Annotated in this window: 4 protein-coding genes; all 4 read left to right on the forward strand. The window is 57.0% G+C overall.

The features are described from left to right. Positions 1–59 precede the first annotated feature (59 nt). The 4 genes from NLX78_RS12960 to NLX78_RS12975 all read left to right on the forward strand — a co-directional run bounded on the left by NLX78_RS12960 (position 60) and on the right by NLX78_RS12975 (position 24,486). The gene (locus NLX78_RS12960; protein ID WP_254350617.1) at positions 60–3,368 is read left to right on the forward strand and encodes a non-ribosomal peptide synthetase; all 3,309 of its coding nucleotides are present in this window, start codon (positions 60–62) and stop codon (positions 3,366–3,368) included. Continuing rightward, positions 3,358–5,184 carry an ABC transporter ATP-binding protein gene (locus tag NLX78_RS12965; protein ID WP_254350618.1) on the forward strand — a complete coding sequence of 609 codons (1,827 nt, stop codon included), beginning with the start codon at positions 3,358–3,360 and terminating at the stop codon, positions 5,182–5,184. The genes NLX78_RS12960 and NLX78_RS12965 overlap by 11 nt, the downstream gene beginning before the upstream one ends. Continuing rightward, positions 5,181–6,914, forward strand: a complete 1,734-nt coding sequence (locus NLX78_RS12970) for an ABC transporter ATP-binding protein (RefSeq protein WP_254350619.1) — start codon at positions 5,181–5,183, stop codon at positions 6,912–6,914. Before NLX78_RS12965 ends, NLX78_RS12970 begins: the two co-directional genes overlap by 4 nt. 229 nt (positions 6,915–7,143) lie before the next feature. Beyond that, positions 7,144–24,486 carry a non-ribosomal peptide synthetase gene (locus tag NLX78_RS12975; protein ID WP_254350620.1) on the forward strand — a complete coding sequence of 5,781 codons (17,343 nt, stop codon included), beginning with the start codon at positions 7,144–7,146 and terminating at the stop codon, positions 24,484–24,486. Positions 24,487–24,695: the final 209 nt, after the last annotated feature.

A 24,695-nucleotide genomic window follows, 5' to 3' on the forward strand; every position in this document is an offset into this window, starting at 1 on the left:
CAAGCTTTTTCGGACCTGCGCCGGGGCATGCGGTCACTTCATTTTTAGGGGAGGTACAAATGAAATCTTTGTTTGAAAAGGAAGAACAGTACTGGAGCGGCAAGTTTGACGCCGATGACAGCCTGAGCTTCCTTCCCTACAGTCAATCCTCCAAATTATCCGCCGACGGGGAAGCTGCGGCCGAGCCGGGCTTGCTTCACCGTACTCTGCCGAGTGAACTCTCGGAGAGAATCATTTGCCTCGCCAACGGTTCGGATTTGGCTTTGTACATGATTGTTTTGGCAGGAGTAAAAAGCCTGCTGTTCAAATATACCGGGCGGGACCAAGTGCTGGTCGGCATGCCTTCTTATAGCGCAGACCCCGACGGGACTCCGCCGCCGCATGACATCTTGGTGATCAAGACGTCCGTAAGCCGCCAGACTACGCTGAAAACGCTGCTCGGGGGCATCAAAGCCTCCATCGGCGAGGCGCTGGAGCATCAGCACCTGCCTTTTCGGAAAATGGTGGAGCCGCTCCATCTGGACTATACGGGGGACGGCCTCCCGGTCGTCAACACCGTCGTATCCTTCGCCCCGATTCATCCGGAACCGCTGGGTAACCGGGTGGCGGCCGATACGTTTTTTCGCTTCGACCGCCAAAACCACTCCATCGAGCTGGAAATAAGCTTTGACGGGCAGCGGTACGAGCGGGCATTTGTGGAACAGGCGGCCGACCATCTTGTTAGGCTGCTGTCCGTGCTTTTATTTCAGCCGGATCTGGAGCTCGGACAAGCCGATGTGCTGTCCCCAGACGAGAGGGAGACGCTGCTGAAGCGATTTAATGACACCGAAACCGGGTTCGAGCGGGAGAAAACGATTTACGGCTTGTTCGAAGAACAGGCGGAGCTTTACCCGGACAACGTGGCCGCCGTCATGAACGAGCGGCAGCTGACCTACCGCGAGCTGAACGAGCGATCCAACCGCCTTGCGCGGAAGCTGCGGGAGACGGGAGTAGAAGCGGACCAGCTGGTAGCGATTCTGGCCGAACGCTCGCTCGATATGATTGTCGGCATTCTGGCGATTCTCAAAGCGGGCGGAGCATACGTGCCTGTCGATCCCGACTACCCGGAGGAGCGCATCCGCTTCATGATCGAGGATTCGGGCGCGCCGTTACTGCTGATTCAAAAGCATCTGCACGAGAAGACCGACTTCGCAGGAACGCGCCTCGAATTGGAAGATTTCGTTTGGAGGGACAGAGGGTCGGACTCCGCCGATGCGCTGGACGCTTCGAACCTGGAGCCGATTTCCGGGCCGGGCAACCTGGCTTATGTCATCTACACGTCGGGAACGACCGGCAGACCGAAAGGAACGCTGATCGAGCATAAGAACGTCGTGCGGCTCCTGTTCAACGACAAGAACCTGTTCGACTTCGGGCCGTCCGACACGTGGACGCTGTTCCACTCGTTCTGCTTCGATTTCTCCGTCTGGGAAATGTACGGAGCGCTGCTGTACGGAGGCAAGCTGGTCATCGTACCGCCGCTCACGGCGAAAAATCCGGCCGATTTCCTGGCGCTGCTGGGCCGCGAACAGGTCACGATTTTGAACCAGACGCCAACGTACTTCTACCAGCTGCTGCGTAAGGTCTTGGCGGATCATCCGTACGATCTGCGGATTCGCAACGTCATCTTCGGGGGCGAAGCGCTGAGTCCGCTGCTGCTCAAGGGCTTCAAGACGAAGTACCCGGAGACGAAGCTGATCAATATGTACGGCATTACGGAGACGACGGTTCACGTTACGTATAAGGAAATCACGTGGGTCGAAATGGAGGCGGCGAAGAGCAATATCGGCAAGCCGATCCCGACGCTGAGCGTGTACGTCCTTGATGAAAACCGCCGCCCTGTGCCGATCGGCGTAGCGGGCGAAATGTATGTGGCCGGGGAAGGCCTTGCGAGAGGATACCTGAACCGTCCGGATCTGACGGCGGAGAAGTTCGTCGATTCCCCGTTTGCGGAGGGGGAGAAACTGTACCGCTCGGGCGACTTGGCGGCTTGGCTGCCGGACGGCAACATCGAATACCTGGGCCGGATCGATCATCAGGTGAAAATCCGTGGGTACCGGATCGAGCTGGACGAAATCGAGACGCAGCTGCTGAAGATCGCCGCCGTGCAAGAAGCTAAGGTGCTCGACAGCGACGACGCGAACGGCCATAAGCAGCTTGTCGCTTATTACGTGGCGGAAACGAGGCTGGCGGCGCATGAACTCAAGGAGGAGCTCGCCAAGCAGCTTCCGGGGTATATGATTCCTTCGCACCTCGTGCAGCTTTCGCGGATGCCGCTGACCCCGAACGGGAAAATCGACCGCAAAGCGCTGCCCGCGCCGGAGGAAGCCGCGGCCGGAGGAGCGGAATATGTCGCGCCGAGAACTCTGCTCGAAATGAAGATCGCCCGCGTCTGGCAGGATACGCTTGGCGTTCCGCAGGTCGGCGTAAAGGATAACTTTTTTGAGTTGGGTGGCAATTCGTTAAGTCTGATGAGGCTCGTTCAAGCCGTTTACGATGAAACGGGCATCGAGATACCGCTGAACCGCCAATTCCACAATCTAACAGTTGAAGCCATGGCTTTCGGCGAGGGGGATCTGGGCCTGGATAAAGGGGGAGACTCCTTCATTAAGCTGAATAAAGCAGGAGATCTGAACGTGTTCTGTTTCCCTCCGGGCAGCGGCTTCGGCATCGGTTACCGAGAGCTCGCAAGCAGGCTCGACGGCCGGTTCGTGCTCTACGGCATTGATTTTATCGACGATGCCGTCGATTACGAGGCCATGCTGAACCGTTATGTGGACGAGATCGTCCGCATCCAGCCGGAAGGACCTTACGTGCTGCTCGGCTACTGCTTCGGAGGCAACCTGACGTTCGAGGTAGCCAAAACGATGGAGAAAAGAGGGTATTCCGTAACGGACGTGCTCATGGTGGACTCGTGGATAAAGGACACGCTGACGCCTTCCGAAACGTCGGAGAAAGAGCTTGAAGAAACGCTTGCCGATTTCGACGAAGAAGAGAAGGAATTAATGAGCAACCCGCTCGTGCGGGAGCGGGTTCATCGGAAGGTCAAAGCGACCTTGGCGTACGAAGCGCAGCTTATTAATTCCGGCACGATCCCGGCCCGGATTTACGAAATGATTGCGAAGGACAGCGAAGCGTTCCGCCTGGAGCACCAATTGCCTTCCTGGCGGGGGGCAACGACGCAAGCTTACGCCGATTACCGGCTGGAGGGCGCGCACGAGGAATTGCTGGAACTCGCGCGCGTGGAAGAAACGGCCGTCGTCATCCGGGACATCTTAGAGCAAGTCAAGCGGCAGATCGAAGCGGAGGCCGGGGTACTGCATGGAAGCTGAGCGCCAGCCGTCTGTTCTAGAACAAGGCACAGCGGCGCCTTCCAAGCGCCAAACCGCTTACGCCGCCTGGAAAGCGTTCCGCTGGCTGATGTCCTATGTAAGCCGTCACAAAGGCTGGATGATCGTCGGTATCTTGTCCGCGATTGCCGCCGCCGTTATTGAGATATGGATGGGAAGTTTGATCGAGCAGCTGACCACCCAGGCCGAGAAGGGGGCAGGGCCAATCGTTCTGCAAATCGTGTACACGGTCTTTGTGGTCATCTTGATCGGTGTGCCGGCGAAGTTTTTCATGAGCTTCGGCGTGGAGCGAAGCAGCGCCTCTGCGGTGCAGGATATCCGCAACCATGTCATGCGTCATATCGGCAAACTCCCGGTCTCCTACTTGGAAAAGCAGCACTCCGGCGACGTATTGTCGCGGATCAACAATGACCTGCAGCTGATCCAGCAGTTTATGATTCGGGACCTCGCCCAGTGGTTTTATCATCCGCTGGTGTTCATCGGCTGTTTCGCTTATTTGATCTACCTCCAATGGGAGCTGATGCTGTACAGCCTGCTGTTATTTCCCGTAGCGCTGCTGGTTTCCCAATGGATCGGCAAGCAGTTGGAGCGGTTGACGGAGGAAGCCCAGGCGAACATGGGCCGAATGAACGTCAACCTCCAGGATACGCTTGGGGGTATGCCTATTGTAAAAAGCTACCTGCTATCCGGCATGTTATCTCGCTCCTACCAAGTGCTGCTGCAATTGACGGCCCAAAAAAAGCTGGCCGTGAAAAAGCGGGAAGCCTGGGTCAACCCGCTGCTTTCCACGCTGATGATCAGCCCGATCATTTTCGCCGTCAGTTACGGAAGCTATTTGATCTACAAAGGGCAGCTAGGCGCGGGAGAGCTGATCGCCTTCCTGTACTTGCTGAATCTGTGTCTGGAGCCGCTGGAGCATATTCCCGAGCTCATCACGCGGACGTTCGAAATGGCCGGTGCCCTGAGAAGGGTCTCCGAAATCGTCGAGCAGCCGACCGAAACGGAAAATGGCCGTTCGCTTCCGAAAGCGAGCGCCGCCCCCATCGAGTTTCAGAACGTAACCTTCGGGTATGAGGAGAGCTCCCCGATCCTGCGGAATGTTAGCTTCTCGGTGCCGGAAGGGAAGACGATCGCGCTTGTCGGAGCGAGCGGCGGAGGGAAGAGCACGGTGTTTAAGCTTGTATGCGGCTTTTATCCGCTTCCGGAGGACCAGGGCGAAATCCGCGTGTTCGGCAGCCTGATCCATGGCGCCGATCCGGAGCAGCTTCGGTCGCATTTTTCCGTGGTAACCCAGGATTCATATTTGTTTAGCGGCACGATCGCTGAAAATATCGGCTACGGGCGGGAAGTAGCGTCGATGGACGAGATTATCGAAGCCGCTAAAGCCGCTCAGGCGCATTCCTTCATTATGCAGCTTCCCGACGGCTACCAGACGTATGTCGGAGAGCGCGGAGGCCTTTTGTCCGGCGGGCAGCGCCAGCGCATTGCAATGGCCCGGGCTTTTCTTAAGGATGCTCCCGTTCTGCTGCTGGACGAGCCAACGTCGGCTCTTGATCCGGAGTCGGAAAGCGCGGTTCAGGAAGCGCTGGGCGCATTGATGAAGCAGAGAACGACGATGATTATTGCCCACCGGCTTTCTACAGTACAAAACGCCGACGAAATTTGGGTCATGGAACAGGGGAGTATTGTTGAAAAGGGCACTCATGAACAATTGCTGAAGATGAAGGGACTGTACGCCCAGTCGTACTATCAGGAATTTACCGAGTCTGCCGAACGCAGGGAGGTGGCGTACACATGAAAAAGGGCGGATGGCTCTCGCAAGTGAAAGAACTCGGCTACTTGCTGATGTTTATGAACCGCAAGCGCAAAACCCAGTACGCCATTGGCCTGGCCGTGACGGCGCTCACCCAGACATTGTTCTTGATCGCCTTCAGCTTGGTCGTACATAACTTGGTTGATTTCGCCGTGTCCCGAGATACGTCCCTGATGGTGGAAGCCTTTATTATTTTGGGCGCGGCCTTGTTCCTGGAAAATGTGATTTCTCCCTGGTTCATTTACTTATACCAGCGCAGTGTCGAGCTGACTGTGCTGAATATCCGCGAACGTCTTTATGACAAGCTGTGCCGGGTGCGGCCGAGATTCCTGGAGCAGACGCACCATGGGGATTTGCTGTCGCGGGTGAACAACGACGTAACGACCGTTGAGTTTACATTCTCGCAGGTTTACTTCGTTTTGCTGCTTCAAGTTGTCTTTTGCATCGGCTCCATTGTCTCCATGGTGTTGATCGATTGGCGGTTTGCCGGCGTATCCTTCGTCATTCTGCTGCTGTCCTCCGTGGTCAGCCTGAAATTTGCGCGGGATATTCGCGCCTTGTCCGAACAAGGCTTGCAAATGCTCGGTAAAATGACCGAAAAATTCAAAGATTTTATGGGCGGCATTCAAATTGTGAAGCTGTTCCGCATCCGCACGATTTACGGCCAGTACGAGGCGTTGAACGAACAAATGACGCAGACGCTTCGGCAAACCGCGCAGAAGAACGGCATGCAGGCTGCGGTGAATCATTTTATCAGCTACGTCACGTTCTGCGGTATCATCGTCATCGGCAGTCTTCTTTATGCCTACGGACTGATGGGAATGGGAAGCGTCGCTGCCCTGGCGGTTCTGCAAGTGAATCTGACGCACGCCTTGTTGAACTTGGGGATGGTTCTGTCGATGACCCAAAATTCGATCGCGGGCGCTCACCGGATTCAAGAGGTACTAAGAGAGGAAGAGGAACCGGAGCGTTTGGGATCTCCTCACAGCGAGCTCGTGTCGGAGGCTGCGGTGGAGTTTCGCGATGTGGAATTTTCCTATCAGGCGGATAAAAAGGTGCTTGTCGACATCTCCATGCAGGTGTTTCCCGGCCAGGTCGCCGCTATCGTGGGGGCCAGCGGCAGCGGCAAAAGTACGCTGATCAAGCTGCTGCTCGGCTTTTATCCTGTGGACAGCGGAGAAATCCTGCTCCAAGGCAAACCGTTCGGCCATTACACGCTGGACGAAATCCGCAGGCAGATTGCATACGTTCCGCAGGAGCCGTTCTTGTTTACCGGCACGATTGTGGAAAACATCCGCTATGGCAACCCGGAAGCAACGGATGAAGAAGTGATCGAAGCGGCCAAAGCGGCGTACGCTCACCATTTCATTCAGGAACTTCCTGAACAGTATGAAACGCCGGTGAGAGAGAGAGGAGCGTCGTTGTCGGGCGGACAAAGGCAGCGAATTGCGATCGCCCGGGCGATTCTCAAAAACGCCCCGATTCTGCTGCTGGACGAAGCGACTTCCGCGCTAGATAACGAATCCCAGCATTGGGTACAGCAGGCCCTGAACGTGTTGATGAAGGGGCGCACCACCATTCTGATCGCCCACCGTCTCAGCACCGTGGAACATGCGGATTTGATTACCGTCATGAACCAAGGGACGGTCGTCGAGCGGGGCCGCCATCAGGACCTGCTGGCGCTCGGGGGTTATTACGCCCGGCTGTACGGCTAAACCCGCTTTACGGCGGGCGGCTTCCTGCTTGCGAATGCGACAGAGTCTTTTAGTAATCCAAGGTATGACTTTATAACCGGTAGTTACCAGAAAACGCAGACACGAAAAAGGGGACAGAGTCCGAAGGAGCCGTTCCGGGAATGGCCGCGCGGTTCTTCTAAGAGTGACTAAGTGACATCTAGGTACAAAGCCTATCTATAAAGAATCTCTAAACCGGGAGTGTGTCGATGTGAGAGAGAATACCAACGAGCAATATGGATTAACGCAAGCCCAGCGCCGAATATGGTTCATGGAAATTATGAATCCGGGAACGTCCATCACGATGCTTTCCGCGACCTACCAGATTACGGGCGAGATCAACACACAGCTTCTGGAGCAAGCGGCGGCAGAGATCGTCAAAACCTATGACGTTTTCCGAATCCGCATTAGCGGGGATTTGCAAAATCCAACGCAGTGGTTCGAAGAGCCGGAGAATGTCCAAGCTAGGATAAGCCGCCTCGAAATAGGCACAACCGAACAATTCTATGCTTGGGTGAAAGAAGTAAGCGAAAAACCGGCCAGCGTGTTCGACGAACACCTCTACCAATTTACAATTATCCATTTTGCGAACGGCCAAGTATGGCTCAATTTGACGGTAAATCATATTATCGCCGACGGCTTGTCCGTCAATGCTTTGCTGCATGCGGTGATGGAAAAATACCTGGAACTGCGCAAAGGCATCTCCAGCAGTTACCAGGCCCCTACCTATCTGGATTATATTTCCGCGGAGCGTGAATATGAGCAATCGCAGCGTTATCAAAAAGGCAAGGAATACTGGCTGACGAAGTACAACACTTTGCCTGAAACGACCGGCATTAAATCGTATCCGCCATTCTCGATCGGCAGCGAATCCAATAAACTGGCCATCACTTTGGACGGTTCCCGGTATGAACGCATTCTGGCCTTCAGCGAACAATATCAGGTCAGCTTATATACGTTATTTCTGTCCGCCATGTACGCCTTATTGTACAAGCTGACCGACAGCACCGATGTTCCGGTCGGCACGGTTTTCGCCAATCGCACCAGCAAGAAGGAAAAAGAAACGATCGGCATGTTCGTCAGCACCGTGGCTACGCGGATTCGTCTGAATCCAGACGGGCACGTGCTTTCCTTGATCCAAACGGTTTCCAAGGAAAATACGGCGGATCTGCGGTATCAGAAATACCCTTATAACCAATTGATCCAGGATTTACGCGAACAACACGGCCGCAACGATCTTTCGGGGCTGTTCCGCACGTCTCTGGAATATCTGCCTTTGAAAATCGTGGAGTACGAAGAAATCAAGGTACGCCTGGAGGCTCACTTCGCTAGGCACGAGATGGACGATTTGCTGCTGCGCTTCGACCATATGCTGAATGAAGGCCATGTAATTCTCCATGCTTCCTATCGTACCGGCCTGTTCGAGACGGCCGAGATTGATCGGATTATGGAACAGTATGTAACCGTTCTGGACCAGTTCCTTCAGACTCCCAAACTGCCGATACGCGAGATTTCTCTGCTGAGCGATGAGGAGAGACACCGCATTCTCAACGTTTTTAACCCGCCGATGGCAGGGCTGAGCGAGGGAGAAGCGTTTCATCGGTATGTTGAAAAGTTTGCCCGGGAAATTCCGGATCATCCGGCAGTCGTCTACATGGACAAACAGCTGACCTACGGCGAATTGAACGAACGCGCCGAGCGGCTGGCTTCTCTCCTTCGCGAACAGGGCGTGGGAAGGGAGACGATTACGGGAATCTGGGCGGAGCGTTCAGTGGAACTGCTGGTCGGGGTGCTCGCCGTTTGGAAAGCCGGCGGAGCCTATGTACCGCTGGACCCCGATTATCCGGCGGAGCGGATTGAGTACATGCTCAGCGATAGCGATGCATCGGTGCTGCTTACGCAGCGTCATCTGTTGGAGCGGGCCAGAGGTTGGTTGGCCGATGACCGGCTGAAGCTTCAAGCTGTCTATGCCATGGACGATGAACAGATTTATAACGGGGATGCCTTAATCGTGGAATTTGAATCTGCCGACAGCGCCCCGCAAGACTTGGCTTATGTGATTTACACCTCGGGTACGACGGGACGCCCGAAAGGCGTCATGATCGAGCACGGTAGTCTCGTGAATACGGCGGATGCGTACCGTCGCGAGTACCGGTTGGATCAGTTCCCGGTGCGGCTGCTGCAGCTGGCCAGCTTCTCGTTTGACGTGTTCGTCGGAGACATCGCGCGGACGCTGTATAACGGAGGCACGATGGTGATTGTGCCGAAGGATGACCGGATTGATCCGAACCTCTTATACGGCTGGATTCGGGACCAAAACATTACGGTATTCGAATCGACGCCTGCGCTCATCCTGCCGTTCATGCAGCATATTTATGAAGAAGGGCTGGACGTTAGTTCCATGCAGTTGCTGATTACCAGCTCGGATGCTTGCAGTGTCACCGATTACCGATTGCTGCAGGAAAGATTCGGCGGACAATTCCGCATCATCAACAGCTATGGCGTTACCGAAGCGGCCATTGACAGCAGCTTTTACGGTGAGCCGCTGGATAAGCTGCCGCCGTCGGGTCATGTGCCGATCGGCAAAGCTTGGCTGAACGCCCGGTTTTACATTGTCGATACCGCGTTAAAGCCGGTTCCTGTAGGGGTTCCGGGCGAGCTTGTCATCGGCGGCGCCGGGGTGGCGCGCGGGTACTGGAACCGTCCGGACCTAACCGCCGAGAAGTTTGCGGACAGCCCGTTTGTGCCGGGCGAACGTCTGTACCGGACAGGCGATTTGGCCCGCTGGCTGGAAGACGGCAACGTCGACTTCATCGGCCGGATCGACTATCAAGTGAAAATTCGCGGGTTCCGGATCGAACTCGGCGAAATTGAAACGGCCCTGCTGCGTTTCCCGGGCGTCAAGCAGGCTGTGGTGACCGACCGTACGGATGAGCAGGGGCAAAAGTATTTGTGCGGCTACGTGGCGGCGGATGTTTCTTTGCAGCTGAGCGATCTGCTGTCCCAATTGAAGCAAGAGCTGCCGGCCCATATGGTCCCGGCCCGGCTGGTGTCTCTTGATAAGCTTCCGCTCACGCCGAACGGCAAAATTGACCGTAAAGCGCTGCCTGAACCGACCGGAGAGGTAGAAGCAGGCCGTGAGTATGTGGCTCCTCGCACAACGCTGGAAACAAGACTTGCTCTCATTTGGCAGCAGGTGCTGGGTATTGCGCGAGTTGGAGTCCAAGACGATTTCTTTGACTTGGGTGGTCATTCCTTGCGGGCCTCTACGCTTGTTTCCAAGATTAGGAAAGAGCTGCAAGTCGAGGTTTCGTTGCGGGAAGTTTTCCGTTACACCACGATCGAACAGCTAGCCCAAAGAATCGGCGGTTTAAGGCAGCAGGAGACGTATGAGATTACAAAGGCGGCTGAGGCCGAGTACTATCCGGTTTCATCCGAGCAAAAGCGTCTGTACGTCCTGCGCCAGCTTGACGGGGCCGAGCGCAGCTACAATATGTCGGCGGCGCTTCTTCTCGAAGGCAAGCTGGACCGCACGCGCGTCGAGCACGCGTTCCGGGCGCTGATTCAGCGCCATGAGACGCTGCGTACCGGGATCGAGCAGGTTCAAGGCGAGCTTGTCCAGCGCATCTATGACGAGGTGGAGTTTGCTGTAGATTATTTCCAAGCGAGCGAGCGGGAAGTGGAGCAAGTGGTGGAAGCTTACTATCACCCGTTTGATCTGACCAAGCCGCCACTTCTCCGCATCGGCCTGATCGAAGTCGCCGAGGATCGCCACATTCTACTGTTCGATATGCACCATATCGTCTCGGACGGCATTTCGACAGCGCTGCTCTTCGACGAGTTCAGCCGCCTGTATCGGGGCGAGGAGCTGGCCCCGCTGCGCATTCAATACAAAGATTATGCCGTTTGGCAGCATTCCGAAGCTTACGGGCAGATGCTCCAGCCGCAGAAGGAGTATTGGCTGGAACAGCTGTCGGGCGAGCTGCCGGTCTTGGAGCTACCGACGGACTTCCCGCGGCCTGCGGTGCAAAGCTTTGACGGCCGAACCGTGAAGTTTTATATCGAGAAAGATCGGACGGAGAAGCTGAAAGAGCTGGCGGCACGGACAGGGACGACCCTGTACATGGTGCTGCTGTCGGCTTACACCATCCTTATGCATAAATATTCGGGTCAGGAAGATCTGATCGTAGGCACGCCGATTGCCGGAAGAACGCAGGAAGAAGTGCAGCCGATCGTAGGGATGTTTATCAACACGCTGGCCATTCGCAGCCGTCCGGAGCGTTCCAAGCCGTACCTTACGTACCTGGAAGAAATCAAGGACATCACGCTCGGGGCTTTCGAACACCAAAATTATTTGTTCGAAGACTTGGTAGAAAGTCTTCACATTCCGCGCGCGACCGGCCGGAATCCACTCTTTGATACGTTCTTCGCCCTGCAAAATACGGAGAACGAGCAAATTGTCATCGAGGGGTTGGAGCAATCGTTTTATCCGCTGGAAAACCGAACATCCAAGTTCGAGCTGCTCCTGGATATTTCGGAGCTGGACGGTCAGCTCGAATGCCGGTTGGAGTACGCTACGGCTCTGTATAAACAAGAGACCGCGGAGCGGTTCGCCAGACATTATGACAAGCTGCTCGAAACCATCGCAGCAGCGCCGGACGAGGATATTGCCTCGCTGGAAATGCTCACGGAGGAGGAAATCTACGAGCTGGTGCACGGTTTCAACGATTCGGAGGCGGACTACCCGCGGCAGCAGACGATTCACGGCTTGTTTGAAGAGCAGGCGGAGCTTTACCCGGACAACGTGGCCGCCGTCATGAACGAGCGGCAGCTGACCTACCGCGAGCTGAACGAGCGATCCAACCGCCTTGCGCGGAAGCTGCGGGAGACGGGAGTAGAAGCGGACCAGCTGGTAGCGATTCTGGCCGAACGCTCGCTCGATATGGTTGTCGGCATTCTGGCGATTCTCAAAGCGGGCGGAGCATACGTGCCTGTCGATCCCGACTACCCGGAGGAGCGCATCCGCTTTATGATCGAGGATTCGGGCGCGCCGTTATTGCTGATTCAAAAGCATCTGCACGAGAAGACCGACTTTGTAGGAACGCGCCTTGAATTGGACGATTTCGTTTGGGGCGACAGAGGGGCGGACTCCGCCGATGCGCTGGACGCTTCGAACCTGGAGCCGATTTCCGGGCCGGGCAACCTGGCATATGTCATCTACACGTCGGGAACGACCGGCAGACCGAAAGGAACGCTGATCGAGCATAAGAACGTCGTGCGCCTCCTGTTCAACGACAAGAACCTGTTTGACTTCGGGCCATCCGACACGTGGACGCTGTTCCACTCGTTCTGCTTCGATTTCTCCGTCTGGGAAATGTACGGAGCGCTGCTGTATGGAGGCAAGCTGGTCATCGTACCGCCACTCACGGCGAAAAATCCGGCCGATTTCCTGGCGCTGCTGGGCCGCGAACAGGTCACGATTTTGAACCAGACGCCAACGTACTTCTACCAGCTGCTACGTGAGGTCTTGGCGGACCATCCGTACGATCTGCGGATTCGCAACGTCATCTTCGGGGGCGAAGCGCTCAGTCCGCTGCTGCTCAAGGGCTTCAAGACGAAGTACCCGGAGACGAAGCTGATTAATATGTACGGCATTACCGAGACGACGGTTCACGTTACGTATAAGGAAATTACGTGGGTCGAGATTGAGGCGGCGAAGAGCAATATCGGCAAGCCGATCCCGACGCTGAGCGTATACGTCCTTGATGAAAACCGCCGCCCTGTGCCGATCGGCGTAGCGGGCGAAATGTACGTGGCCGGGGAAGGCCTTGCGAGAGGATACCTGAACCGTCCGGATCTGACGGCGGAGAAGTTCGTCGATTCCCCGTTTGCGGAGGGGGAGAAACTGTACCGCTCGGGCGACTTGGCGGCTTGGCTGCCGGACGGCAACATCGAATACCTGGGCCGGATCGACCACCAGGTCAAAATCCGCGGCTACCGGATCGAGCTGGACGAAATCGAGACGCAGCTACTGAACGTCGAGGGCGTGGAAGAAGCGGTGGTGCTCGCCCGTCAGGACGGCGGGGGCGAGAAGGCGCTTGTCGCCTACTTTGTGGCGGACCGGACGCTGACGGTCAGCGAAATGAGAACCTCGCTGGCCCAGGAAATGCCGGGGTACATGATCCCGTCGTACTTCGTGCAGCTGGAGCGCATGCCGCTGACGTCCAACGGAAAAGTGGACCGCAAAGCGCTGCCGGAGCCGCAAGGCGGCTTGCAAACAGGCGTCGAATACGTAGCGCCGCGTAACCGGACGGAGTCCCAGCTTGTGAAGATCTGGGAGGAAGTGCTGGGCTACTCCGGTATTGGAGTCCTGGACAATTTCTTCGAGCTCGGAGGCCACTCCTTGCGGGCGACGAACCTTGTCAGCAAGATTCAGAAGGAAATGAACGTCGAACTTCCGCTGCGCGATGTGTTCCGCTATACGACGATAGAGTCGATGGCCGGGGCTATTGCCAGCTTGGAAGAAACGCGGCACAGCTCGATTCCGAAAGCGGAAGAGAAAGCGTACTATCCGGTTTCCTCCGCGCAAAAAAGGCTGTACGTCCTGCACCAGCTGGATGGCTCGGAGCTGAATTACAACCTCCCAAGTGCCTTGCAGTTGGAAGGGGCTTTGAACGAGGCCAAAGTGGAAAAGGCGCTGACAACTTTGGTGGCCCGGCATGATATGCTGCGCACCGGTTTTGAAATCGTGAATGGGGAGCCGGTTCAGCGTATTCATCCGCTCGTAGCTTTCAAGGTCGAGAAGCTTCAAGCAAGCGAAGATCAGGTTGCGGCCATTCTTGAAGGCTTCATTCAGCCTTTTGACCTGACCCAGCCGCCTTTGCTGCGCGCCCTGCTGATCGAACTGGAGAAAGAGAAATTCCTGCTCGCGCTGGATATTCATCATATTGGTTCCGACGGCCTTTCCATGGACGTGCTGCTGCGCGAATTCGTGCGGCTTTACAATGGGAAAGAATTGCCGGAGCTGCGGATTCAATATAAGGATTACGCCGTTTGGCAGCAATCCGAGGAGCAGCGCCAGCGCATCAAACGGCAGGAGGAATACTGGCGCGGGGTATTCAGCTCCGAGCTTCCGGTTCTTGAGCTCCCTCTCGACTTCTCCCGCCCGGCCGTCCAGCAGTTTGACGGTCAAACGCTCACGTTTACGCTGGATGCGGAGAAAAGCGAAGCTCTCAAACGGCTTGCCGGCGATTCGGGGGCGACGCTGTACATGCTTCTGCTGGCTGCGTACTCCGTATTGCTTCATAAATACGCGGGACAGGAAGATATAGTGGTCGGCACTCCGATTGCTGCCCGTTCTCACGCCGACCTGCAGCCGATTATCGGCATGTTCGTCAATACGCTGGCCCTTCGCTTGGGTCCGGCGGCGGAGCGGACGTTCCTGGATTACTTGCAGGAAGTGAAGGAAACGACGCTTGGAGCCTACGAGCACCAGGACTATCCGTTCGAGGAGCTGGTGGAAGCTCTTCAGGTGAGCCGGGATTTAAGCCGGAATCCTCTGTTTGACACCATGTTTTCTTTGCAAAAACACGAAAGCTTGGATTTAACCATGGAAGGCTTGCAATGGTCGTTGTTCGACATCGAGGAAAAGACGGCAAAGTTTGATCTTAGCCTTGATATCGTGGAAGCCGATAACGAGCTGGTTTGCAAGATCGAGTACGCTACCTCGTTGTTTAGACAGGAAACGATGGTACGGCTGGCGGGTCATTACGAGCAGCTATTGGCGTCGATCCTGGCTCAGCCGAGTGCGCGGATTTCGGATTTGGATATCTTGACGGACAGCGAAAAGCATGATTTGCTGGTCGGGTTTGACGTGTCGTCTTCTGCTCTTGCGAAGCAACCCGCCGCAGAGGGTACAGGTTTGGAAGCGGATGAGTCGTGGGGAGAGAGAACGTTCCACGAGCTGTTCGAGGAGCAGGCGGAGCGCACTCCGGGAGCGCTGGCGGTTGTCTACGAAGACAGCAAGCTGACGTATGCGGAGCTGAACGCCAAAGCGAATCGTCTGGCGTATGCACTGCGGGCGCGCGGGGTGAAGCCGGAGCAGGTGGTCGGCATTCTGGCCGGCCGTTCGGCGGAGCTGTTGATCGGGGTGCTCGCCGTATGGAAAGCGGGCGGCGCTTATGTGCCGCTCGACCCGGACTATCCGGCGGAGCGGATCGAGTATATGCTCGCGGACAGCGGGGCGTCGGTGCTGCTCACACAGACCCGCCTTCTGGAGCAGGCGGAAGCTTGGCGCAGCGACGGAGCTCTAGTGCTGCAAACGGTGCTTGCGCTTGACGACGCCGCGACGTACAGCCTCGGAGCGGCGGAAGCGGCTGTGGGCGTACAAGCTTTGGGCGAAGCAAAGGTGGAGGCTTTGGCGCAAGCGGAAACGGCGGCTGCCGAAACGTCCGCCACGGCAGAAGCCGAGAAGAACGTACTAGCGGCGGATCTCGCATCGAATCCGGCGAATGTGAACAAGCCGCGCGATTTGGCTTACGTCATCTACACCTCCGGTACGACGGGCAGGCCGAAGGGCGTGATGATCGAGCACCGCAGCCTGGTGAACACGGCGGCGGGCTACCGGCGGGAATACCGCCTGGATCAGTTCCCGATCCGGCTGCTGCAGCTCGCCAGCTTCTCGTTCGACGTGTTCGTCGGCGACATTGCGCGGACGCTGTACAACGGCGGCACCATGGTCATCGTGCCGAAGGACGACCGGATTGATCCAACCCGCCTCTACGGCTGGATTCGCGACTACGCCGTGACGGTGTTCGAATCGACGCCGGCGCTGATCGTGCCGTTCATGGAGCATGTGCATGCCGAGGGTCTGGACCTCAGCTCGATGCAGCTGCTGATCACAAGCTCGGATGCGTGCAGCGTAGCGGATTACCGCACCTTGCAGGAGCGCTTCGGCTCGCAGTTCCGTATTATTAACAGCTACGGCGTAACGGAAGCGGCGATTGACTCCAGCTTCTATGACGAGCCGCTGGAGAAGCTGCCGAAGACGGGCAGCGTGCCGATCGGGAAAGCGTGGCTGAACGCCAAGTTCTACATCGTGGATGCGAATCTGAAGCCGGTGCCGATCGGGGTGTTGGGCGAGCTGGTTATCAGCGGAGCGGGTGTGGCCCGCGGTTACTTGAACCGCCCGGCTTTGACGGCGGAGAAATTCGTAGACAGCCCGTTCGCCGCTGGGGAGCGGCTGTACCGGACAGGCGACCTGGCGCGCTGGATGCCGGACGGCAACGTGGACTTCATCGGCCGGATCGACAACCAGGTGAAAATTCGCGGCTATCGGATCGAGCTTGGTGAAATTGAAGCGAAGCTGCTGAGTGTAGGTGGCGTGAAGGAAGCGGTCGTCGTCGTCAGGGAAGATCAAGAAGGTCAGAAAGCTTTGTGCGCTTATTATACAGCGGAAGAAGGCTTGACGGCGGCAGACCTGAAGCGGGCGATTGCCAGCGAGCTGCCGGGTTACATGATCCCGTCGTACTTCGTGGAGCTGGAGCGCTTGCCTCTGACGCCGAACGGAAAGATCGACCGGAAGGCGCTGCCGGCACCGGAAGGGGGAGCAAGCGCAGGCCGCGAATACGTGGCGCCGCGCACCGAACTGGAGGCGAAGCTGGCCGCCATTTGGCAGGATGTGCTTGTTCGGGAGAAGGCGGTAGGCGTAACGGACAACTTCTTCGACCTCGGCGGACACTCCCTGCGGGCGACGACACTTGTCAGCAAAATGCATAAGGAGCTAGGCGTTGAATTCCCGCTTCGCGACGTATTCCGCTACTCGACGGTTGAGGAAATGGCCGCGGTTATGGAGCGGCTGGAGATCGGCTCGTTCACGGCTATTCCGGCTGCGGAACCTAGCGAGTATTATCCGCTCTCTTCCGCTCAGAAACGTCTCTATATCTTGAACCAGCTGGAAGGAGCCGAGCTGAGCTACAACATACCGGGAGCTATGCTGCTCGAAGGGGAGCTCGACCGGCAGCGGTTTGAAAAAGCGTTCCGCGGGCTCGTAGCTCGTCATGAAACGCTGCGTACCGGCTTTGAGATGGTAAAAGGCGAAGCGGTTCAGCGGATTTACGAAGAAGCCGCCTTCCAGGTGGAATATGTGCAGATCAGCGGGGAGCAGGCGGAAGAAACGGTGCGCCAATTCGTTCGTCCGTTTGATCTAGCGAAGCCGCCACTTCTGCGGGTAGGCCTTGCCGAACTGGCGCCGGACCAGCACATTCTAATGTTCGATACGCATCATATCGTATCTGACGGCGTTTCGATTGACGTACTGATCGAAGAGTTCGTCCGCTTGTACAGCGGGGAGCAGTTGGAGCCGCTCCGCATTCAGTACAAAGATTATGCGGTATGGCAGCAATCGGACGAGCAGAAAGCTCAGCTTGCCAAGCAGGGAGCCTACTGGCTCGACATGTTCCGCGGAGAGCTGCCGGTTTTGGAATTGCCGACGGACTATCCGCGCCCGGCTATGCAGAGCTACGAGGGCCGCACGCTGCAATTGTTTATGCATAGCGAGCAAAGCGAGGGTCTGAAACGGCTTGCAGCCGAGAACGGCGCAACACTTTACATGGTTCTGCTTGCTGGTTATACAATATTATTGCATAAATATACAGGGCAAGAAGACGTGGTGGTCGGTACGCCGATTGCGGGAAGAAATCACAGCGACGTTCAGCCGCTGATGGGGATGTTCGTCAATACCCTGGCCATCCGCAGTTATCCGGCTGCCGGTAAGACGTTCCTTGACTACTTGAAGGAAATCAAGGAGACGACGCTGGGCGCTTTTGAACATCAGAATTATCCGTTTGAGGAACTGGTGGATAAGGTGAACGTGGCTCGCGATTTAAGCCGCAATCCGCTATTCGATACGATGTTTGCTTTGCAGAATACAGAGAATTTGGAAATCCAGCTTCCCGGACTCCATTTGTCGACGTATGCCAGCGAAGAAATTGTTTCTAAATTCGATCTCAGCTTGGACGTCACGGAGATCGAGGAAGGCTTGGAATATCTGTTTGAATACGCCACTGCTCTTTATAAAACCGAAACGGTGGAGAAATTGGCCGCTCACTACTTGCAGCTGCTTGAATCCATTCTCCGCAACCCGTCGGCGACTATTGCCGAGCTGGGCATTTTGACACCGGCGGAAAAAGAGCAAATTCTCGGCGCGTTTAACCCGGCGCAGCGGGAAGCGGCTCCTGCGGCCGCGTTCCACCGGCTGTTTGAGGAACAGGCGGAGCGCACGCCGGAAGCGGCAGCTGTCGTGTACGAGAGTGACCGGCTGACATATGCGGAGCTGAACGAGCGGGCAAACCGCTTGGCGGCTACGCTGCGCGCAAGCGGCATCGGCCGGGAGTCGATCGTCGGTATTCTCGCCGAGCGTTCGGTGGACTTGCTGGTGGCCGTGCTGGCCGTCTGGAAAGCGGGCGGGGCGTATGTGCCGCTCGACCCGGATTATCCGGCGGACCGCGTGCGGTTCATGCTCGAAGACAGCGGAGCGAAGGTACTGCTGACGCAAACGGCGCTGCGAGAGCGTGCCGAAGCCTGGCTCGGCGAAGAGGAGCTGGCGCTGGCGGCGGTGCTGTACCTCGACGACGAAACTTCGTACAGCGAGGAGCGGACGAATGCCGACAGCTTCCATGAAGCCCGTCCGGAGGATCTGGCGTACGTGATCTATACGTCGGGAACGACGGGCAAGCCGAAGGGCGTGATGATCGAGCACCGCAGCCTGGTGAACACGGCGGCGGGCTACCGGCGGCAATACCGGTTGGATCAGTTCCCGGTGCGGCTGCTGCAGCTCGCAAGCTTCTCGTTTGACGTGTTCGTGGGAGATATCGCGCGGACGCTGTACAACGGAGGCACGATGGTGATTGTGCCGAAGGACGACCGGATCGATCCGTCTCGTCTGCACTACTGGATTGAGCGGGAGCGGGTCACCATCTTCGAATCGACGCCGGCGCTGATCGTGCCGTTCCTGGAGTACGTGCACGAGCAGCGGCTGGATATGAGCTGGATGGAGTTGTTGATCACGAGCTCGGACAGCTGCAGCGTGGCGGATTACCGGACCTTGCAGGAACGCTTCGGCTCGTTGTTCCGGATCATCAACGCATACGGCGTGACGGAAGCGGCGATCGACTCCAGCTTCTACGACGAGGAGCTGGCGAAGCTGCCGCAGACAGGCAATGTGCCGATCGGCAAAGCGTGGCTGAATGCGAAATTCTACATCGTGGACGCACATCTGAACCCGGTGCCGGTCGGGGTGCTGGGCGAGCTGGTCATCGGCGGAGTCGGAGTGGCGCGCGGGTACTTGAACCGTCCGGAGCTGACGGAAGAGAAGTTCGTAGACAGCCCGTTCGCCGCGGGCGAGCGGCTGTACCGCACGGGAGACTTGGCGCGGTGGATGGAGGACGGCAACGTGGACTTCATCGGCCGGATCGACAACCAGGTGAAAATCCGGGGGTACCGGATTGAGACGGGCGAAATCGAAGCGAAGCTGCTGAGTGTAGGTGGCGTGAAGGAAGCGGTCGTCGTCGTCAGGGAAGATCAAGAAGGTCAGAAAGCTTTGTGTGCTTATTATACAGCGGAAGAAGGCTTGACGGCGGCGGACCTGAAGCGGGCGATTGCCAGCGAGCTGCCGGGTTACATGATCCCGTCGTACTTCGTGGAGCTGGAGCGCTTGCCTCTGACGCCGAACGGGAAAATCGACCGGAAGGCGCTGCCGGCACCGGAAGGGGGAGCAAGCGGAGGCCGCGAATACGTGGCGCCGCGCACCGAACTGGAGGCGAAGCTGGCCGCCATTTGGCAGGATGTGCTTGTTCGGGAGAAGGCGGTAGGCGTAACGGACAACTTCTTCGACCTCGGCGGACACTCCCTGCGGGCGACGACGCTTGTCAGCAAAATGCATAAGGAGCTAGGCATTGAATTCCCGCTTCGCGACGTATTCCGCTACTCGACGGTTGAGGAAATGGCCGCGGCTATGGAGCGGCTGGAGATCGGCTCGTTCACGGCTATTCCGGCTGCGGAACCTAGCGAGTATTATCCGCTCTCTTCCGCTCAGAAACGTCTCTATATCTTGAACCAGCTGGAAGGAGCCGAGCTGAGCTACAACATACCGGGAGCTATGCTGCTCGAAGGGGAGCTCGACCGGCAGCGGTTTGAAGAAGCGTTCCGCGGGCTCGTAGCTCGTCATGAAACGCTGCGTACCGGCTTTGAGGTGGTAAAAGGCGAAGCGGTTCAGCGGATTTACGAAGAAGCCGCCTTCCAGGTGGAATATGTGCAGATCAGCGGGGAGCAGGCGGAAGAAACGGTGCGCCAATTCGTTCGTCCGTTTGATCTAGCGAAGCCGCCACTTCTGCGGGTAGGCCTTGCCGAACTGGCGCCGGACCGGCACATTCTAATGTTCGATACGCATCATATCGTATCTGACGGCGTTTCGATTGACGTACTGATCGAAGAGTTCGTCCGCTTGTACAGCGGGGAGCAGATGGAGCCGCTCCGCATTCAGTACAAAGATTATGCGGTATGGCAGCAATCGAACGAGCAGAAAGCTCAGCTTGCCAAGCAGGAAGCCTACTGGCTCGACATGTTCCGCGGAGAGCTGCCGGTTTTGGAATTGCCGACGGACTATCCGCGCCCGGCTATGCAGAGCTACGAGGGCCGCACGCTGCAATTGTTTATGCATAGGGAGAAAAGCGAGGGTCTGAAACGGCTTGCAGCCGAGAACGGCGCAACGCTTTACATGGTTCTGCTTGCTGGTTATACAATATTATTGAATAAATATACAGGGCAAGAAGACGTGGTGGTCGGTACGCCAATTGCGGGAAGAAATCACAGTGACGTTCAGCCGCTGATCGGGATGTTCGTCAATACCCTGGCCATCCGCAGTTATCCGGCTGCCGGTAAGACGTTCCTTGACTACTTGAAGGAAATCAAGGAGACGACGCTGGGCGCTTTTGAACATCAGAATTATCCGTTTGAGGAACTGGTGGATAAGGTGAACGTGGCTCGCGATTTAAGCCGCAATCCGCTGTTCGATACGATGTTTGCTTTGCAGAATACAGAGAATTTGGAAATCCAGCTTCCCGGACTCCATTTGTCGACGTATGCCAGCGAAGAAATTGTTTCTAAATTCGATCTCAGCTTGGACGTCACGGAGATCGAGGAAGGCTTGGAATATCTGTTTGAATACGCCACTGCTCTTTATAAAACCGAAACGGTGGAGAAATTGGCCGCTCACTACTTGCAGCTGCTTGAATCCATTCTCCGCAACCCGTCGGCGACTATTGCCGAGCTGGGCATTTTGACACCGGCGGAAAAAGAGCAAATTCTCGGCGCGTTTAACCCGGCGCAGCCGGAAGCGGCTCCTGCGGCCGCGTTCCACCGGCTGTTCGAGGAACAGGCGGAGCGCACGCCGGAAGAGGCGGCCGTCGTGTACGAGAACGACCGGCTGACGTATGCGGAGCTGAACGAGCGGGCGAACCGCTTGGCGGCCACGCTGCGTGCAAGCGGCATCGGCCGGGAGACGATCGTCGGCATTCTCGCCGAGCGTTCGGTGGACTTGCTGGTAGCCGTGCTGGCCGTCTGGAAAGCGGGCGGGGCGTATGTGCCGCTCGACCCGGATTATCCGGCGGACCGCGTGCGGTTCATGCTCGAAGACAGCGGAGCGAAGGTACTGCTGACGCAAACGGCGCTGCGAGAGCGTGCCGAAGCCTGGTTCGGCGAAGAGGAGCTGGCGCTGGCGGCGGTGCTGTACCTCGACGACGAAACTTCGTACAGCGAGGAGCGGACGAATGCCGACAGCTTCCATGAAGCCCGTCCAGAGGACCTGGCGTACGTGATCTACACGTCGGGAACGACGGGCAAGCCGAAGGGCGTGATGATCGAGCACCGCAGCCTGGTGAACACGGCGGCGGGCTACCGGCGGGAATACCAGTTGGATGAGTTCCCGGTGCGGCTGCTGCAGCTCGCAAGCTTCTCGTTCGACGTGTTCGTGGGAGATATCGCGCGGACGCTGTACAACGGAGGCACGATGGTGATTGTGCCGAAGGACGACCGGATCGATCCTTCTCGTCTGCACCACTGGATGGAGCGGGAGCGGGTCACCATCTTCGAATCGACGCCGGCGCTGATCGTGCCGTTCCTGGAGTACGTGCACGAGCAGCGGCTGGATATGAGCTGGATGGAGTTGTTGATCACGAGCTCGGACAGCTGCAGCGTGGCGGATTACCGGACCTTGCAGGAACGCTTCGGCTCGTTGTTCCGGATCATCAACGCATACGGCGTGACGGAAGCGGCGATCGACTCGAGCTTCTACGACGAGGAGCTGGCGAAGCTGCCGCAGACAGGCAATGTGCCGATCGGCAAAGCGTGGCTGAATGCGAAATTCTACATCGTGGACGCGCATCTGAACCCGGTGCCGGTCGGGGTGCTGGGCGAGCTGGTCATCGGCGGAGTCGGAGTGGCGCGCGGGTACTTGAACCGTCCGGAGCTGACGGAAGAGAAGTTCGTAGACAGCCCGTTCGCCGCGGACGAGCGGCTGTACCGCACGGGAGACTTGGCGCGGTGGATGGAGGACGGCAACGTGGACTTCATCGGCCGGATCGACAACCAGGCGAAAATCCGGGGCTACCGGATCGAGACGGGCGAGATCGAGTCGCAGCTGCTGCGGGTGGAAGGCGTGCGCGAAGCGGTGGTGCTGGTTCGAAGTGACGCGAACGGGCAGAAAGCGCTGTGCGCGTACTACACAACGGATGGCGAACTGACGGCGGCAGACCTGAAACGGGCGATCTCCAGGGAGCTGCCGGGTTACATGATCCCGTCGTACTTCGTCGAGCTGGAGCGCCTGCCTCTGACGCCGAACGGGAAAATCGACCGGAAGGCGCTGCCGGCGCCGGAAGGGGGAGCAAGCGCAGGCCGCGAATACGTGGCGCCGCGCACCGAACTGGAGGCGAAACTGGTCGCCATCTGGCAGGACGTGCTCGGACCGGTCACGATTGGCGTGACGGACAACTTCTTCGACCTCGGCGGGCATTCCCTGCGGGCGACGACGCTGGTCAGCAAGGTGCACAAGGAGCTGAGCGTGGACCTGCCGCTGCGCGATGTGTTCCGGCACTCGACCATCGAAGCGATGGCCGAAGCGATCAGCCAATTGGAGCGGCAGGAACACCTCTCCATTCCGGTTCTGGATAAGAGGGATTACTATCCGCTTTCCTCCGTGCAAAAACGGCTGTACATCCAGCAGCAAATGGAAGGCGCCGAGCTTAGCTACAACATGTCCGGCATGACGGTTCTCGTGGGGCGCTTGGAACGGAATCAATTCGAGGCGGCGCTCAAAGGATTGATAGCTCGTCACGAAATTTTGCGAACCGGCTTCGAAATGGTCGACGGCGAACCGGTACAACGAGTTTATCCGACCTTGAAGTTTGCCGTCGAGTATACGAAAGCGACGGAAAGTGAAACGAAGAGCATCGTAGACGGCTTTGTGCGCGTCTTTGATTTGGAGCGGCCGCCGCTGCTGCGTGTGGGCTTAGTCGAATGGGAAGCGGAACGGCATCTGCTCATGCTGGACATTCATCATATCGTCACGGATGGCATGTCGATGGGCATCTTCGTCGAAGAGCTGCTGCGCCTGTATAACGGCGAGACTCTGGAACCGCTTCGGATTCAATACAAGGAATTCGCCGCTTGGCAGCAGTCCGAACCTGTAAAAGAGCGGCTGAAACGTCAGGAAGCCTACTGGCTGGACGTGCTGGAAGGCGAACTGCCGACGCTTGAACTGCCTACGGACTTTGTCAGACCTGCCGCTCGCAGCTTTGAGGGAGATGTGCTGCCTTTCAGCATCGACAAGCAGATGACCGACAGCTTGCAGCGCATCGCCAATGAGAACGGTGCCACCCTTTATATGGTGTTATTGTCGGCCTATTCAATCCTGCTCAGCAAGTACTCAGGACAAGAAGACTTCATTGTAGGCATACCGGTTTCGGGCCGCACACATGCCGACCTGGAGCCGCTCATCGGAATGTTTGTTAACACTTTGGCGATTCGCCATTATCCGTCCGGGGAGAAGATGTTCCTCGCTTACTTGAACGAAGTCAAAGAAACGATGCTGGGGGCCTACGACCACCAGGATTATCCGTTCGAGGAGCTTGTGAAAAAGCTGCAGGCGCCGCGAGATCAAAGCCGCAATCCTGTATTCGATGTCATGTTTGTTCTGGAAACCAAGGAAGATAATGTTCAAAGCTTCGGGGATATCAAGATCGAATCTTATCCGGAAACTCATACGGTTTCCCAATTTGATCTTACCTTGGTCATTTCGTTGCTGGATGAGGGAATGAACGGGCAGTTTGAATATGCCACCAAGTTGTTTACGCGCAATCTGATCGACAATTTCGCTCAGGACCTGCTCGTGATCATCACCCAAATTTGCGAACAGCCTTCGGTGCTGTTGAAGGATATTTCCCTGAACGGGCAATCCGAACAGGAGCAAGATGTGCTAGAGGCCATTGATATTATTTTCTAATCCCTTACCCGGCTTGGGTGTATGCCGTATTTCTCTCGGTACGCATCCTGCCGGGTGTTTTTTTCCAAATGAAAGGGAAAAATCCACCACAGGAATCTGACGTCAAGTGCCGCTGAGTAACGATTTCAATTTATTGGAAATCGACAAAACACAACAGAAATCGTAGTTTACCTTTGGTATACTAAGAATCAAACCATTCCATAAGTTCA

This window comes from Paenibacillus sp. Lou8.1, from assembly GCF_024213565.1.
Lineage (GTDB): Bacteria > Bacillota > Bacilli > Paenibacillales > Paenibacillaceae > Paenibacillus > Paenibacillus polymyxa_B.